Origin of the sequence: Nonomuraea solani (assembly GCF_900108335.1) — a bacterium.
In the GTDB taxonomy this organism is placed as follows: Bacteria; Actinomycetota; Actinomycetes; order Streptosporangiales; family Streptosporangiaceae; genus Nonomuraea; species Nonomuraea solani.
This window is the reverse complement of sequence record NZ_FNVT01000003.1, coordinates 788832-804130: the sequence shown is the minus strand read 5'-3', so window position 1 is coordinate 804130 and position 15299 is coordinate 788832. Positions and strand designations below refer to the sequence as shown.

Genomic DNA, 15299 nt, shown 5'->3' with positions numbered 1-15299 from the left:
GAGGGTCGCGTACCCTTGGGAGACGTGGCAGGCATCGATCCGGCAGAAGAGATCAACGAGCTCGCGGGCACGGTCCGCAGCATCCAGGACGTGCTCGACCTCGACGCGATGCGCAAGCAGATCGCTGAGCTGGAGCAGCAGGTTGCCGCGCCCGACCTGTGGGACGACCCTGAGCAGGCTCAGAAGGTCACCAGTAAGCTCTCTCATCTCCAGGGTGAGCTCAACCGCGTCGAGGGCGTCGCGCGCCGCCTCGACGACCTGACGGTCCTCTACGAGCTGGCGGCCGAGGAGGCCGACGACGACACGCGCGCCGAGGCCGACAAGGAGCTGGAGACGCTCAAGGCCGACATCGGCGCCCTGGAGGTCCGCACCCTGCTCTCGGGCGAATACGACTCCCGTGAGGCGCTGGTCACGATCAACTCCCAGGCCGGCGGCGTCGACGCGGCCGACTGGGCGGAGATGCTGCTGCGGATGTACCTGCGGTGGGCCGAGCGCAAGGGCTTCGGGACCGAGGTCTACGACACCTCCTACGCGGAGGAGGCCGGCATCAAGTCGGCCACGTTCACGATCAAGGCCCCCTACGCTTACGGCACGCTCAGGGGCGAGCACGGCACCCACCGGCTGGTCCGCATCAGCCCCTTCGACAACCAGGGGCGCAGGCAGACCTCGTTCGCCGGGGTGGACATCGTGCCGGTCGTCGAGCAGACCGACCACATCGACATCATCGAGGACGAGCTCCGGGTCGACGTCTACCGCTCGAGCGGTCCCGGCGGCCAGGGCGTCAACACGACCGACTCGGCGGTGCGCATCACGCACCTCCCGAGCGGCATCGTGGTCTCCTGCCAGAACGAGCGCTCGCAGCTGCAAAACCGCGCCTCCGCCATGAACGTGCTGCAGGCCAAGCTGCTGGAGCGCAAGCGGCAGGAGGAGGCGGAGAAGATGTCGGAGCTGCGGGGGGCGACCACCACGTCGTGGGGCACGCAGATCCGCAACTACGTCCTGCACCCCTACCAGATCGTGAAGGACCTGCGCACGGGCACCGAGGCGGGCAACCCGTCAGCGGTGCTCGACGGCGACCTCGACGCGTTCATCGAGTCGGAGATCCGCTGGATGCGCCGCCAGGAGTCAGAGACCGCTTAGGTGCTTGACCGCCAGGCTCAGGAAGAGCAGGGCGACGAGAAGACCGATGATGAGGGCGGGTGACAGCCCGGCGAAGCCGTGGTTGTGCATCCGCTCTCTGTTGGCGCGGCACAGGGGGCAGCGGCCCTCGATCACGGGGTGGGCGCACTGCGCGCATACGAGGTGTTCGCAACTCATGACAGCCCCAAGTCTAGCCGCACAATCGTTTTGTTTCCGTTATGGACGTTCCATGCCAGTCTTCCCCCTAGACTGTCGTCTGGCCAATCGGAACGTCGATCATCAGTAAAGACGACGCCCCCGCTCGGCCGGCGGCGGGAAGTGGGCATATGCCACCCTCGCTTCCGTCCTGACCCCTAGACTGGCATGCCGTGATGCTCTCGTGATCCATTTCGATAATGTCACCAAGGTCTACACGAACCAGAACCGGCCCGCTCTCGACCACGTATCCGTTGACGTGGACAAGGGCGAGTTCGTGTTCCTCGTCGGCCCTTCGGGATCAGGCAAGTCGACGTTCCTGCGTCTGATCCTCAAAGAGGAGAGGCCCAACTCCGGGGCGATTCACGTCGCCGGCAAGGACTTGGCGCGCCTCTCCAACTTCAAGGTGCCTCACCTGCGCCGCCGCATCGGCTGCGTGTTCCAGGACTTCAGGCTGCTCCCGAACAAGAACGTCTACGAGAACGTGGCGTTCGCGCTCGAGGTCATCGGTAAGCCCCGGCGGTTCATCCGCAAGGTGGTTCCCGAGGTCATCGAGCTGGTCGGCCTGGAAGGCAAGGCCCACCGTATGCCCGACGAGTTGTCCGGCGGCGAGCAGCAGCGCGTCGCCATGGCCCGCGCGTTCGTCAACCGGCCGATGATCCTGTTGGCCGACGAGCCCACGGGCAACATCGACCCCGCGACGAGCATCGGCATCATGAAGGTGCTCGACCGCATCAACCGGACTGGCACCACGGTCGTCATGGCCACGCATGACGCGGCCATCGTCGACTCCATGCGCAAACGTGTCGTGGAGCTGGAGGACGGCAAGATCGTCCGTGACCAGTCGCGTGGCGTGTACGGCCAGGCGTACTGACAGGGAGCTGCAGACATAAAATGCGGGCGAATTTCATCTTCTCCGAGGTCTGGATCGGCCTCCGTCGCAACCTGACCATGACGATCGCGGTCATCATCACCGTGGCCGTCGGCATGGCGATGCTGGGCGTCGGCTTGATGATCAACGCCCAGGTCGGCATGATGAAGGGCTACTGGGACGACAAGGTCGAGGTCTCGGTGTTCCTGTGCGGCAAGACCTCGGCCATGCCGGCGTGCAAAGGCAAGGCCATCACACCCGCGCAGACCAAGGCCCTTGAGACGCACATCAAGGGCACCCAGGGTGTCGAGGCGGTCTACTTCGAGAACCAGGCCACCGCGTACGCCAACTTCCAGAAGTCGTTCACGACCAACAAGGCCCTGGTGGACACCGCCAAGGTCGGTGACATGCCTGAGTCGTTCCGGATCAAGCTCGTCGACCCGGACAACTACCAGCCCGTCGTCCAGGCCGTGAGCGGCCAGCCCGGCGTGGCCTCGGTGATGGACCACAAGCAGCTCATCGGCAAGTTCTTCGGCATGCTGGACAAGCTCTCGGTCGCCGCCCTCTCGGTCGCGATCACCCTGGTGCTGGCGGCCGCGCTGCTGATCGGCAACACGGTCCGGCTGTCGGCGTTCAACCGGCGCCGGGAGACCGGCATCATGCGGCTGGTCGGCGCGTCGAACCTCTACATCCAGCTCCCCTTCGTCATGGAGGGCACGATCGCGGGCCTGATCGGCGGCGTGTTCGCCGCGGTGATCCTGATCGTGGCGAAGGTGTTCCTGTTCGAGGAGATCGTCCAATACTTCGTCGGCACCACGACCGCCCAGCTCGGCTGGAACGACGTGGCCCAGACGATCACCATCACCATGGGCATCGGTGTGATCATCTGTGTGCTGGCATCGTTCCTGACGCTCCGCCGTTACCTCAGGGTGTAATGGATCGCCGGTAAAGTCGAAGCATGCCACGTGAGACCGGGCGGAAGGTCATCGCCCAGAACAAGCGTGCTCGGCACGACTACCACGTCGAGGACACCTTCGAGGCGGGTCTCGTGCTCCAGGGCACCGAGGTGAAGTCGCTACGCGAAGGCCGCGCGTCGCTCGTCGACGGCTACGCCAGCATCGACGGCAACGAGGCGTGGCTGCTCAACGTCCACATCCCCGAATACTCCCAGGGGACGTGGACGAACCACACGGCGCGCCGTAAGCGCAAGCTGCTGCTGCACCGCAAGGAGATCGAGAAGCTCGCGGCCAAGACGAAGGAGGGCGGGCTCACGATCGTGCCGCTGTCGCTCTACTTCAAGGACGGCAGGGCCAAGATCGAAATCGGGCTCGCCCGAGGCAAGAAAGACTGGGACAAGCGGCAGTCGCTGGCGGAGCAGCAGGCCAAACGGGAAATGGCCCGGGCCATGCGGCACCGCAACCGATGAGAGCGGCGGCACCTTAACCAATGAGACGCGCCCGCCGCACCCTTGCCGCGACCGTCACCCTGGCGGTCGCGAGCATGACGCTGACCGGCTGCTTCGAGGAGTCGTCACCGCATGACGCGGTGCGCGACTTCCTCGTGGGCTGGCAGTCCGAGGACTACGACCTAGCCGCCCAGCGCACCGACGGAGACGTCGCGAAGGTGCGCGAGGCGCTGGCCGACGCCAAGGTGGAGCTCGACGCGGCCTCGTTCCGCTTCAAGATCACGAGCGTCAGCGTGACCGGCGACCAGTCCAAGGCCGGCTTCCACGCCGAGGTCGACCTGGGGGAGAACAACCCCCTGTGGGAATACGACGGAGTGCTGCCGCTGCACCTCGTCGATGGCTCGTGGAAGGTGCGCTGGTCGCCCTCCGTCCTGCATCCGCAGCTCAAGGAGGGGCAGCGGTTCGCGGTCGACACCAACCCCACGCCGCGCCAGCCGGTGGTCGACAGGGCCGGTGACGCGCTGCAGAGCAACCAGGTCCTCTACGTCGCCGGCGTCTATCCCGCCAAGGTGGGTGACCAGGCGGAGGCGGCCGTCGCCAAGCTCGCCGAGGTCACCGGCTACGCCCAAGACCGCCTGCTGAGCCGCGTCAGGTCGTCGCCGCCGGACAAGTTCGTGCCGCTGGTGACGTTCGGCCGCTCGCGTTACCAGTCGATGCAGGCCAAGCTCGGCGCCATCGCCGGGATCGAGACGCAGCCGCAGGAGCAGCCGGTCAACCCGGACGCGCCCCGGCAGATCGTCGGCACCGTCAGCGCGCTCACCCCCGAGACCGAGCAGGAGCTCGGCGGCCCGCAGAAGGCCGGCGACTCGCTCGGCAAGAGCGGCCTGCAGCAGGCCTACCAGGACTACCTGACCGGCTCCACGGAGACCAGGGTGATCACCCTCGATCTGAAGACCGGGAAAGAGGTCGCCAATCTCAAGGAGTGGCCGGGCCGGCAGAACGTCTCGGTCAAGACCACCATCGACCGGGGCATCCAGGCAGCGGCCGAGCAGGCGGTGTCCGAGACGGAGACGAGCGCCCTGGTGGCCGTCCAGCGCGACACCGGCGAGATCCTCGCGGTCAGCACCAAGGGCGACCTGCACCAGGAGCGCGACGCGCTGGCCGGCAAGTTCCCGGCCGGCACGGCGTTCTCCATCGTGGCCGCCGACGCGCTGCTCAAGGCGGGGATGAGCCCCAAGCAGCGGCTGGCCTGCCCGCAGGAGCGCACGGTGGGCGGGGCCAAGTTCGTGCACCTCGGCCAGTCCACGGGCATCACGACCTCGGCCAGCTTCCAGGAAAACTTCGCCAGGGGCTGCGTGACCGCGCTCGCCTCGCTGGCCCGCCGGGTCAACGCCGACGACCTGACCAAGAGCGCCAAGGCGTTCGGCGTGGGGCAGCCGTGGCGGCTGCCGCTGAAGTCGTTCAGCGGGGCGCTGCCGGCGCTGTCCAGCGACGCCGAGAAGGCCAAGGCCATCGCGGGCCAGAACGTCGAGGTGAGCCCGCTCAGCATGGCCCTGGTGGCGGCGGCGGTGGCCTCGGGCACCTGGCACGCGCCCGTGCTGGTGACCGAGCCCAAGTCGCCCGACCCGTCGGCCGAGGCGACGCCGGCGGCCCAGCCGGCCCCGGTGCCCGTCGACCCCAAGGTCCGTTCCCTCCTGACGACGATGATGCGGGCCGGCGCGGCCGGCACCCCGGCGCAGGGTGGCAAGGGCAAGGTCTACGGCGTCACGGCCACGGCGGGCGATCAGCAGACCTGGTTCGTCGGCTGGCAGGGCGATGTGGCGATCGCGGTGCTGGCGAAGAGCTACAACGCGGGGGCGGTGGCGGGCAGCTTCTTCGCGGGCCTCGGAAGCCGTCCGTGAAAATGTTGTGACGCTGAGCAACCATCGCGGCGTCCGGTGGCGTCTTACTCAGTGATTGGGCCCGCTCGGGGGGTTGCGGTCCCAATCGCCGTGATGAGATCAGGACTTCATCTCGGGGGAAGTCCTGCCGTCCGGACCGGCTCGACCCTGCCGGTCGGCCCCCGGGAGCGCGTGCTGCTGTGCCGCGCTCCCGGGGGTTTCGCCACGCAGGAATTAAGTTGGCGTTGAGGGTGTTATCCCATGTACATTCAGTGTTGCTCGTCCCTTCGCGGGGGCGTGTTGATAACTGCACAGGGGGTGACTGGCTTCGACTTTGGCCTTGCAAGCCAGGTGAAGCGGGCCGAGGACTGCGGACATAACCTCGTTAATCCTGTGACCGCAAACTACAAGTGCCAATTCCAAGAGCACTGTGGCGGCCAGGGACTCCCTGGCCCTCGCTGCCTAAGCAGCGAAACCACTGTCAGCCCGGGAGTGCCTTCGGCCCGGGGTCTGGCATCGCTAGAAGGCTCAACCGATCGACCCGGCCACGGGGGAGATCGGGAAACCAAACAGTGGCTGAGCCCGTCGGCGTCTCGCCTGTGTGATCGCCGGGGCTGAGAAAAGCACAACAGGCTGCGCCCGGAGAAGCCCTGACTTGGGGTTGAAGGACGCGGGTTCGATTCCCGCCACCTCCACGAGATCAAACCGCCTCTTACCTGCGGACATTCCGTAGGCAGGGGGCGGTTTTCGCGTCTAAGGGGGCAATGTGGGTGCAAGAGCACGCTTGCCCACGTTCCCCGGGCCGGGAGGGCCGCACCGCTTTCATGACCCATGAGGAGCCTCAACGGGTGGTGGAGAACCGACGTCCAGCGTGTGACGTGGTGACGCAGTGATTGCGTCAATGCATCATCGCTCTATGTTGTTCCCGACCCCGGCGTTGGATTCCGAGGACCAGAGGGTTCTCGAAGAGATAGAGCAGATGCGTCGTGAGCTGCGCCATCAGGTGAGCGCTCCGGCGAAGTGGACAGCCGGCCTGCGGAAGTTCCTCACCGCCGACGCCGTTGCCGCTTCGAACTCGATCGAGGGTTTTCGGGTGTCCACCGTCGATGTCGCGGATCTGATGGAAGGGGAGCGCGATGTGGAGGTGTCCGAGGAGGATCGCGAGGAGACACTGGCCTGTCAGCGGATGATGCACTACATCCAGTCCCTCCACGACGTGGAGGACTTCTCCTACAGCAAGGGATTGCTGAACGGGCTCCACTGGATGCTCCAGGGGCATCGGCACGCCGCCAGGAAGCCGGCCGGCCAGTGGCGCAGAGGGCCTGTCTACGTCACCGACGCGCGCGATCCGGGCATCGCCGCCTACACGGCCCCTGACGAGGCCGAAGTTCCGACGCTGATGTCGGAACTCGTCGGTTGGTTGAACGCCGAGGATGGGACGCATCCGCTGGTGCGCGCCGCGATGGCCCACCTGCATTTGGTGTCGATCCATCCGTGGAGCGACGGGAACGGGCGGATGTCCCGCTCCCTGCAGACATTGATGATCGCTCGGGAGGGTGTCCTGGCTCCCGAATTCTCCTCCATCGAGGCCTGGCTCGGCCGTCCGGGCAACACCTGGGAGTATTACCGCGAGCTCGGCGCCCGCGGCGCCACCTACCTCCCCGACCAGGAGGTCCACAGCTGGATTCGGTTCAACCTGACCGCCTACCACCAGCAGGCCCAGACCGTTCGGGCCCGCCTCCATCGATCCGGGAGGGTCTGGACGATCCTCGCGGATTTCGTCGAGCGCGAGACGTTCGATGAACGGGTGATCTCGGCTCTCCACGAGGTGGCCATGGCCGGACGCGTTCGACGGCTACGCTACGAGCACGCCGAGGCGCTGACCACCCAGCAAGCGCAGCGAGACCTCCGTGATCTCGTCGCGGCGGGAGTCCTGGAATCGGTGGGCCGGACCAGATCCCGCTACTACCCGGCCGGCCGACGCTTCCCGGAGCCCGCACTTGAGGTCGCCCGTACACCGATCTCGCTGACGTCCCCCTACCGAAAATGATTGATCTTAGGCCACCGTCGAGGCACGGGCCTGCTGGGGCGGGACGACGGCGCGTTCCATCAAGCCGGGTTGAGAACATCGCACAGAGCTGCCACCCGCGGTGGGGTGTTCGAGTGAGTGGTAAGCAGGTCCACTGTGAAAACCGCCTCTGAGCTGCTGATTTTCCGGCAGATCAGAGGCGGTTTTTTGTTGTGGGGTCCTGCTTACGCCGTACGGTAGGCGCGAATGATCGTCTGTTCGACGATGTTGCCGGAGGCGTCGGTGGCCTTGGCGCGCAAGGACACGTGGCCGGTGGCCGGGTTCCGCAGGAACAGCACACCGCCCGCCGGCGTCCTGACCAGCTTGGGGGTGCTCTAGGTCGCTCCGTCGTCGGTGGACGCCTCCACCGTCAGGTCCTTCAGCCGGTGGCCCTCGGAGCCCGATGCCGGCCACACGGTGACGGGCACCGTGAACGGCACGCCGCCACGGGCGATGTTCCGGTTGTCCAGCGCGGGCGCGAAGCTGATCGTCGCGGCCGGGAGCCGTACGGCGTCTGGCGCCTGCTCGGACCTGAACGTCCATGCGGTGAGGATCCGGGTGGAGGTGAAGGGTTCGTCCCGCTCGGCCTCGGTCTCCACCCGGTAGGTCGCCGCCTCGGGCGGGACGGTGAACACCTGGGCGCCCACCCCTGTCCCCTTCGCCACCAGCGCCCCGTCGCGATAGAGCGCCGAGCGTTGCCGTGGCGCCGAGGAAGAGCCCGGGCGCCCCTGCCCGTCACCGTGGTAGAAGTCGAAGTGCACGAAGATCCGGTCGACGCTCCTGGTGATCCCCTCGCCCTTCACGCCCGCCGCCTCGTAGGCGGGGGCGAACACGCCACGGTTCCACTCTTCCGTATGCGTGCGGCCGCGCTGATAGGTGGTCGGCCGGCCATTGACGCTCTGGACCTCGTCGCCCTCCGCGCCGGTCTCGTGGAACCAGCGCTTCCACCGGATCCCGCCGTCGGTGTTGACGTACTCGGTCTGGACGGAGGGCAGCGCGATGCCGTTGCCGGCGTACGAGTGCGCGAAATCGCCGTCCCGTGGTTGCGGACCGGTGGCCGTGGTGCCCGTCGTGCCCGCGAACTGCTGAGCGTTGTCCACCTTGACCGTCGCCAGCTCCTGCTGCGTCACCTTTCGCTGGAAGCCGGTGACCATCCGGCCGGGGGTGAAGTAACCCAGATGGTAGGCATAGGGACTGTCGTCCGTGCCACCGGCCCAGCTGCCTGACACCTTGCTCAGGGCATGGGGGTAGGTCTGGTCGCCGCCGAGTTGTGCGCCGTAGAGGGTCTCGAACGAGGGTCTGGTGACCAGGCTCGCGAAGAACGTGCCGTCGGCCAGCCGTCCGCGGTAGCCGACCTGGGCGTTGACCTGCTTGACCGTCGGATCGGGTGGGGTGATCGACAGGGGCATGCCGAGCCTGGCGTCGAGGTCGAGCGTACGCGGGGCGGTCAACTCCAGCCCGGGGTGCGTGAGGAGGGTTCCGGTCGTGCCCAGGAAGGTCGTGCTGATGGACCAGGTGCCTCTGGGCAGGTGGAGCGTGGTCGTGGCCTGCTGGCCCATGAGCACGATCATGTCCTCGGAGCCGCCGTCCAGGCGATGCAGCACCGTCCTGATGCTCGTCGCGGGCCGGCCGTCGCGGCCGGTCTGGTTGAGCGTGAGGTCGTGGCTCTCCACCTCCTTGTCCACGCCGAGCGGCGTAATGACCTCGGTGCCGCCGCCGGTCGCCGTGAGATACCCGCCGAGCGGGCCGTCCGGGAGGTCCGCTCGCGTGTCGGCGGTCACCGACACCTCGGCGCTGCCGACGGCGGGAACGGTGACGGAGCCGGGGGTCACGCTGAACAGCGCCGCGTCGAGGGGCCGGCCCCCACCGTCGAGGGCACGTACCGAGAAGTCGAGGGTGACCGGTGCCGGGCCGGTGTTGGTGTAGGTCAGCGTCCTGGTGATCGGCTCGTCGTCGGTGTGCGGCCAGCGCTGGTGTCCGAAGCCCAGGCCGGGCGGGTTCGCCGTGATGAGCTGGGTGGTGGCCCGGTCGACGTCCACGCGGCCCGCGCCCTGGCCGTACACGCCGATCGTCCCTGGCCGGGCCGAGGCCATCAGCGCGGCCTTGAGCCGGGCCGGAGTCCAGCCCGGGTGCTGAGCGGCCACGATCGCCGCCGCGCCCGCGACGTGCGGCGCCGCCATCGACGTGCCCGACTGGGAGAGGTAGGAGCCCTCCCCTTCATGCGCGTGCGTGCTCCGCGCGGCCACGATGCCGACGCCTGGAGCGGTGATGTCGGGTTTGAGCGCGTGGTCTCCTATGCGCGGCCCTTGGCTGGAGAACGGGGCGAGCCGCTCGTTCCTGTCCACCGCGCCGACGGTCAGCGCGGAGTCGGCGCTTCCCGGGCTGCCGATCGTACGCTGCCTTCCCGCGTTGCCCGCCGACACCACGAACAGGGTGCCGTGCTGGGCGGTCAGGTTCTCCAACGCCTGCTCCACGGGGTCGAGCCCGGGGTCGTCCCCTCCGCCCAGGCTCATGTTCACCACCTTCGCGCCCTGCTCGGCGGTCCACTACATGCCCGCGATGATCGCGGATTCCGGGCAGGACTCCCCGCACACCTTCGCGCTGAGCACCGTCGCGCCGTACGCGACGCCGCGGTTCCGCCCGCCGGAGGCCTCGCCGCCGCCGACGATGGTCGAGGCCACGTGGGTGCCATGGCCGACGACGTCGTTCTCCTCCGGATCTGAGGTGAAGTTACGCTGTCCGGCGATCCGTCCGGCGAGGTCGGGGTGGGTGGCGTCCACGCCGGTGTCCACCACGCCGACCTTCACTTCCGTACCGGTGAGCCCGCGCGCCCATGCGGCCGGTGCGCCGATCTGGGGCACGCTTCTGTCGAGCGTGGGCCTCATCCGGCCGTCCAGCCAGATCTTCTTCACGCCCGTGGCCTTCAGACCGCGCCCGGTGAGCTCGGCCCAGAATTTGCCGCGGTCCTTCCCTTCCGCCTGGACGGCGAGGGCGTCGATGCTGGGCAGCTCACGTACGACGCGGGCGCCGGCGGTGGACATCCGGTCGCGTACGCCGCTCCTGGCCGTGGGGCCGTCGTGGGAAATGATCAGCGGGAGGGGTTCCTGACGGTCGTAGCCGAAGTCCAGGAGGTTCGTCACCTTGAACAGCCGGTCGTCGAGCCGGCCGGACGCGAGGAGCGGCGCGGCGTCGCTGGGCACCACCCGAAGCCTGTCGCCGGCCTGGTCGACGGCGAAGGTGACGTCCTCGCGACCCGGGCCTCGCTCGATGACGTGTCCGCCCTCGACCAGGCGGACCTCGTCCCCGGTGATCAGCGTGACGGCCCCCGCCCGGCCTTCGACCGGTTTCGCCGCGCTGGTGGTGGTGTCGAGCGTGGGTGCTGGGAGTACCAGCAGGAGTAAGGCACTGATGACCGGCTTCAATGGGCATGCCTCTCGTCGGCGAGGGATCAGTCGTGCGATTTCGCACTGATCTACGCGTGAGATGGGGCGAAGGTTGCCCGCGCCTGATCGTGGGACGACTGAGCCATGGACTGAAGTGAGAGTGCGCCGGTTCGTCCCGCGGACCGTTTTCCCTGTACGTGCAGGGCCGGACTGCCGGGTTGGTGGATCACCCCTTCCGTCGAGTGCGTGTTCGTTTTAACGTCTCTTCCATGCACTGACTCGAAGGGATAGATGCGTCTATGACCTCGACAGCGTCGCCGCCGAGCGCGGCAGGCGAAGGGTTGGCTCGCGAAGATTACGCCCTTGAGCGCGTTCCGGCCGGTGCCCGCTACGGCTGGACGACCGTGGCCATTCAGCGGTTCGGTCTCCTCAGCGCTTTGTCCCAGTTCCTTCTAGGTGCGACTCTCGGCATGGGCATGACGTTCTGGCAGGCCGTTCTGGCCGTGACGCTCGGGGCCGTCATCCTGGAGATCGTCGCGATCGCGATCGGCATCGCCGGCATGCGGGAAGGGTTGTCCACCACCGTGCTGGCCCGCTGGAGCGGGTTCGGGCGGCACGGGTCCGGGCTGGTCGGCATCGTCATCGCCGTGTGCCTGCTCGGCTGGTTCGGGGTCCAGTCCGCGGTGCTCGGCCAGGGCATGGCCTCCCTGCTCGGAGGGCCGGCCTGGGTGTGGGCGATCGTCGGCGGGCTGGCGATCACGGCCATCGTGGTTCCGGGGTTCCTGGGGATGGCCTGGACGGCGTGGATCACCGTGCCGGCGTTCCTGGCGCTGGCCGGGTGGGCGGTCGTGGTCGAGCTCGGCAAGCAGCCGCTCGGCGAGCTGATCGCCTCGGCTCCGCCCGGTCCGGCGCTGAGCCTGGCCCAGGGCGCCACCCTGGTCGCCGGCGGGTTCATCGTGGGCGCCGTGATCAGCCCCGACATGTGCCGCTTCAACAAATCCGCGGCCGACGTCGTGAAGCAGACCATCATCGGCATCACCCTCGGCGAGTACGTGCTCGCGCTCGTCGGCGTGCTCCTGGCGCACGCGCTGCGGACCGGCGACGTGGTGGCCATCGTCACCACGACCTCCGGCGTCGTCGGCACCATCGTGCTGGTCGCGGCCACGACCAAGACCAACGACTGGAACCTGTACGCCGCCTCGCTCGGCGTCACGAGCGCGCTGCACACCGCGTTCGCCATCAAGGCCCGCCGCGCCGTGGTCACGATCGTCCTGGGCGTCGTCGGCACCGCGCTGGCCGCCCTGGGCATCGCCGACCACCTGGTGGACTTCCTCATCCTGCTCGGGGTCATGATCCCGCCGATCGCCGGGATCATGGTGGCCGAGTACTACGTGGTGCGTACCTGGCGCCCGGTCCTGGACGAGTCGCGGGAATCCGGCGCTCTGCCGGCCTCCGCTCCCGGATGGGTTCCGGCCGCGCTGGTGATCTGGCTGGTGGCCGCGGCGGTCGGCCACTACGTCACCGTGGGGATTCCCGCGCTGAACGCGCTGCTGGCGGCTTTCATCCTGTACGCGATCGCGGGCAGGCTCGGCTTGACCGGATCCACCCAACGGAGTCTCCTTGCGGATCGGGATTGACGTCGGCGGCACCCATACCGACGCCGTCTTGATGGACGGGACCACGGTCCTGGCCTCCGTCAAGACGGCCACCACCCTCGACGTGACCGGCGGCATCGTCGCCGCCCTCGAACGACTGCTGACCGAGTCCGGCGTGGACCGCTCGGCCGTCCACGGCGTCATGATCGGCACCACCCACTTCACCAACGCCCTGGTGACCGGCCGCGGCCTGGCCAGGACGGCGGTGGTACGGCTGGCGCTGCCCGCCACGGCCGCGTTGCCACCGATGGTCGACTGGCCCGAGCGGCTGGTGGGAGCGCTGCGGCCGAGCATCCACCTGTGCCATGGCGGCCACGAGTTCGACGGCCGCCCCATCGCCCCGCTGCGGCCCGACGAGCTCAAACGCGTCGCGGGGGAGCTGGCGGCGCAGGAGATCGGCACGGTCGCCATCTCCTCGGTGTTCTCGCCGGTCAACGCCGAGCTGGAGGAGGCCGCGGCCGAGATCCTGCTGGCCGAGCTGCCCTGCCTGCACATCAGCCTCTCCCACCAGATCGGCAGGATCGGGCTGCTGGAACGGGAGAACGCCACCATCGTCAACGCGTGCCTGCGCGACCTGGCCGACGACATCGTGGCGGCGTTCACCGACGCGCTGCGCCTGGTCGGGGTGACGGCGCCGCTGTATCTCTCCCAGAACGACGGCACCCTCATGGACGCCGAGTTCACCCGCCGCTACCCGATCCGGACGTTCGCCTCCGGGCCGACCAACAGCATGCGGGGCGCGGCGTTCCTCGCCGACCATCTCGACTGCGCCGTCGTGGACATCGGTGGCACGACCACCGACGTGGGCGTGCTGACCGGCGGCTATCCGCGCCAGGCGGGCGGTGAGGTGGAGTTCGGCGGGGTCCGGGTGAACTTCCGGATGCCCGACGTGCTGTCGTTCGGCCTCGGAGGCGGCAGCCGCGTCACCCGCGACCCCGTGGAGGTCGGCCCGGATTCGGTCGGCTATCGGCTCACCAGCGAAGCCCTGGTGTTCGGCGGACAGGTCCTGACCGCGTCGGACCTGGCGGTCGCCGCGGGCCTGGCCGACTTCGGCGACGTGTCCCTGGTACGGCACCTGGACCGCGATCTCGTCGGCCGCGGCATCGAGTGGATGGTCCAGAAGGTCGCCGAACTGGTGGATCGGATGCGGATCTCGGCCGCTCCGCTGCCGGTGGTCCTGGTGGGCGGCGGCAGCGTGCTCATTCCTCCGGAGTTGCCCGGCGTGTCGGCCGTACACCGGCCCAAGCACCACGGGGTGGCCAACGCGATCGGCGCGGCGATCGGCCAGATCGGCGGCGACGTGGACCGGCTGTGGACGATCACCGCCTCCCGTACCCGTGAAGCGGTGCTGGAGGAGGCGCGGGCCGAGGCGATCGAGCGGGCGACGGCCGCGGGGGCGGCCCCGGGCACCGTGGAGGTGAAGGAAGTGGACGAGGTGCACGTCGCCTACCTGCCGGGCAACGCCGTACGCGTCCGGGTCAAAGCGGTCGGCGAACTCGACCTCGCCGGCCGGCGCGACGGAGAGGACGACCAGTGGGCGTAGAGCTGACCCTGCCGGCCCTGCGCGACCTCTCGGAGGGCGCGGCCGTCCTGGGCACAGGCGGCGGAGGCGACCCGTACGTGGGCCGGCTGCTCGTGGAGCGGCAGTTGCGCGCGGGCCGCACGGTACGCGTCATCGACGTGGCCGAGCTGCCCGACGACGCGCTGGTCCTGCCGTGCGCGCTCATGGGGGCACCGACCGTGTTCTGGGAGAAACTGCCCGGCCCCAAGGGCATCACGACCGCGCTGCGCACGCTGGAGGCGCATCTGGGCCGCAGGGCGGCGGCGACGATGCCGATCGAGTGCGGCGGGTTCAACTCCATGATCCCGCTCCTGCTGGGCGCGGAGACGGGCCTGCCCGTCGTGGACGCCGACGGGATGGGCCGCGCGTTCCCCGAGCTGCAGATGGAGACGTTCGCCGTCATGGGCGTGCCCGGCTCGCCGATGTCGATCGCCTCCGACCACGGCGACGCGGGCATCATCGACGCCGTGGACAACAAGCGGATGGAGCGGCTCGCCCGGGCGATGACGGTGCAAATGGGCGGGTCGGCGTACATCTGCGACTATCCGATGGACGCCGCGACGGTGCGCCGTACCGCCGTACCGGGAACGCTGACGCTGGCGCGGCGGATCGGCGAGACGCTCAGGACGGCGCGGGAGCGGCATCGCGACCCGTTCGAGGCGCTGACGGCGATGCTGGCCGGCACCATCTACAGCCACGGGCTGGTGCTGTTCCGGGGCAAGGTCATCGACGTCGACCGGCGGACCGTGGACGGTTTCGCCCGGGGCGGAGTCCGGCTGGCCGCGATGGACGACCCGGCCGACGTGATGGAGATCACCTTCCAGAACGAGCACCTCGTCGCCCGCCGCAACGGCCGGCCGGCGGCGATCGTCCCCGACCTGATCTGCACGCTGAACAGCGAGACCGGCTCGCCGGTGACCACGGAAGCTCTCTCGTTCGGCCAGCGGCTGACGGTTTACGCGATCAGCACCCCGGCGATCATGCGCACCCCCGAGGCGCTGGACTGCTTCGGGCCCGCGGGCTTCGGGCTGACCGAGCCCTACACCCCGGTGGAGGAACTTACCGCCTCTCACCTGCGGTGATATCGCGTGTCGCCGATCTTGTACGGAGCGTCGGCAACAGGGCGGCAACAAGGTGCCGT

10 protein-coding genes, 1 other RNA gene and 1 pseudogene are annotated in these 15299 nt (G+C 68.6%); 10 read left to right on the top strand and 2 right to left on the bottom strand.

The features are described 5' to 3' along the window. Positions 1-24: 24 nt before the first annotated feature. Complete coding sequence (gene prfB / locus C4V41_RS14740; protein ID WP_103956372.1) at positions 25-1140, top strand: peptide chain release factor 2; 1116 nt, start codon at positions 25-27, stop codon at positions 1138-1140. Here the strand turns inward: prfB and C4V41_RS14735 are convergent. After that, positions 1126-1317 (bottom strand): hypothetical protein, encoded by a 192-nt coding sequence (locus tag C4V41_RS14735; protein ID WP_103956371.1) that lies wholly within the window; start codon positions 1315-1317, stop codon positions 1126-1128. The genes prfB and C4V41_RS14735 overlap by 15 nt on opposite strands. A 202-nt stretch (positions 1318-1519) precedes the next feature. Between C4V41_RS14735 and ftsE the strand changes: the two genes are divergently transcribed. From ftsE to C4V41_RS14705, 6 genes are all read left to right on the top strand, one after another. Next, positions 1520-2209 (top strand): cell division ATP-binding protein FtsE, encoded by a 690-nt coding sequence (gene ftsE, locus C4V41_RS14730; RefSeq protein WP_103956370.1) that lies wholly within the window; start codon positions 1520-1522, stop codon positions 2207-2209. 20 nt (positions 2210-2229) lie between these two features. Continuing rightward, positions 2230-3141 carry a permease-like cell division protein FtsX gene (ftsX, locus tag C4V41_RS14725; RefSeq protein WP_103956369.1) on the top strand — a complete coding sequence of 304 codons (912 nt, stop codon included), beginning with the start codon at positions 2230-2232 and terminating at the stop codon, positions 3139-3141. A gap of 23 nt (positions 3142-3164) precedes the next feature. Further along, positions 3165-3632, top strand: coding sequence for an SsrA-binding protein SmpB (smpB, locus tag C4V41_RS14720; RefSeq protein WP_103956368.1), 468 nt, complete (start codon positions 3165-3167; stop codon positions 3630-3632). 20 nt (positions 3633-3652) lie between these two features. Beyond that, entirely contained in the window at positions 3653-5512 is a 1860-nt protein-coding gene (locus C4V41_RS14715) for a penicillin-binding transpeptidase domain-containing protein (RefSeq protein ID WP_103956367.1), read from the top strand. 293 nt (positions 5513-5805) lie between these two features. Next, positions 5806-6189: a transfer-messenger RNA gene (gene ssrA / locus C4V41_RS14710) on the top strand. Positions 6190-6407: 218 nt separating this feature from the next. Then, positions 6408-7541 carry a Fic family protein gene (locus C4V41_RS14705; protein WP_103956366.1) on the top strand — a complete coding sequence of 378 codons (1134 nt, stop codon included), beginning with the start codon at positions 6408-6410 and terminating at the stop codon, positions 7539-7541. Between the two features lie 353 nt (positions 7542-7894). Here C4V41_RS14705 and C4V41_RS14700 read toward each other — a convergent pair. Continuing rightward, positions 7895-10600 (bottom strand): annotated as a pseudogene (locus tag C4V41_RS14700) (S8 family serine peptidase). A 683-nt stretch (positions 10601-11283) separates the two neighbouring features. Here C4V41_RS14700 and C4V41_RS14690 point away from each other — a divergent pair. Genes C4V41_RS14690 through C4V41_RS14680 form a run of 3 tightly spaced genes read left to right on the top strand, consistent with a single transcriptional unit; the run spans position 11284 to position 15240 of the window. Further along, positions 11284-12579 carry a purine-cytosine permease family protein gene (locus tag C4V41_RS14690; protein ID WP_235030118.1) on the top strand — a complete coding sequence of 432 codons (1296 nt, stop codon included), beginning with the start codon at positions 11284-11286 and terminating at the stop codon, positions 12577-12579. Continuing rightward, positions 12563-14140, top strand: coding sequence for a hydantoinase/oxoprolinase N-terminal domain-containing protein (locus C4V41_RS14685; RefSeq protein WP_103956362.1), 1578 nt, complete (start codon positions 12563-12565; stop codon positions 14138-14140). The genes C4V41_RS14690 and C4V41_RS14685 overlap by 17 nt, the downstream gene beginning before the upstream one ends. Further along, positions 14131-15240: a DUF917 domain-containing protein gene (locus tag C4V41_RS14680; RefSeq protein WP_103956361.1), complete on the top strand. Its 1110-nt coding sequence runs from the start codon at positions 14131-14133 to the stop codon at positions 15238-15240. Before C4V41_RS14685 ends, C4V41_RS14680 begins: the two co-directional genes overlap by 10 nt. Positions 15241-15299 lie beyond the last annotated feature (59 nt).

Bases quoted from the DNA above. Each gene is read 5' to 3' on its own strand.
- C4V41_RS14735 (WP_103956371.1), bottom strand. From the start codon at position 1,317: ATGAGTTGCGAACACCTCGTATGCGCGCAGTGCGCCCACCCCGTGATC.
- ftsX (WP_103956369.1), top strand. From the start codon at position 2,230: ATGCGGGCGAATTTCATCTTCTCCGAGGTCTGGATCGGCCTCCGTCGC.
- smpB (WP_103956368.1), top strand. From the start codon at position 3,165: ATGCCACGTGAGACCGGGCGGAAGGTCATCGCCCAGAACAAGCGTGCT.
- C4V41_RS14715 (WP_103956367.1), top strand. From the start codon at position 3,653: ATGAGACGCGCCCGCCGCACCCTTGCCGCGACCGTCACCCTGGCGGTC.
- C4V41_RS14705 (WP_103956366.1), top strand. From the start codon at position 6,408: ATGTTGTTCCCGACCCCGGCGTTGGATTCCGAGGACCAGAGGGTTCTC.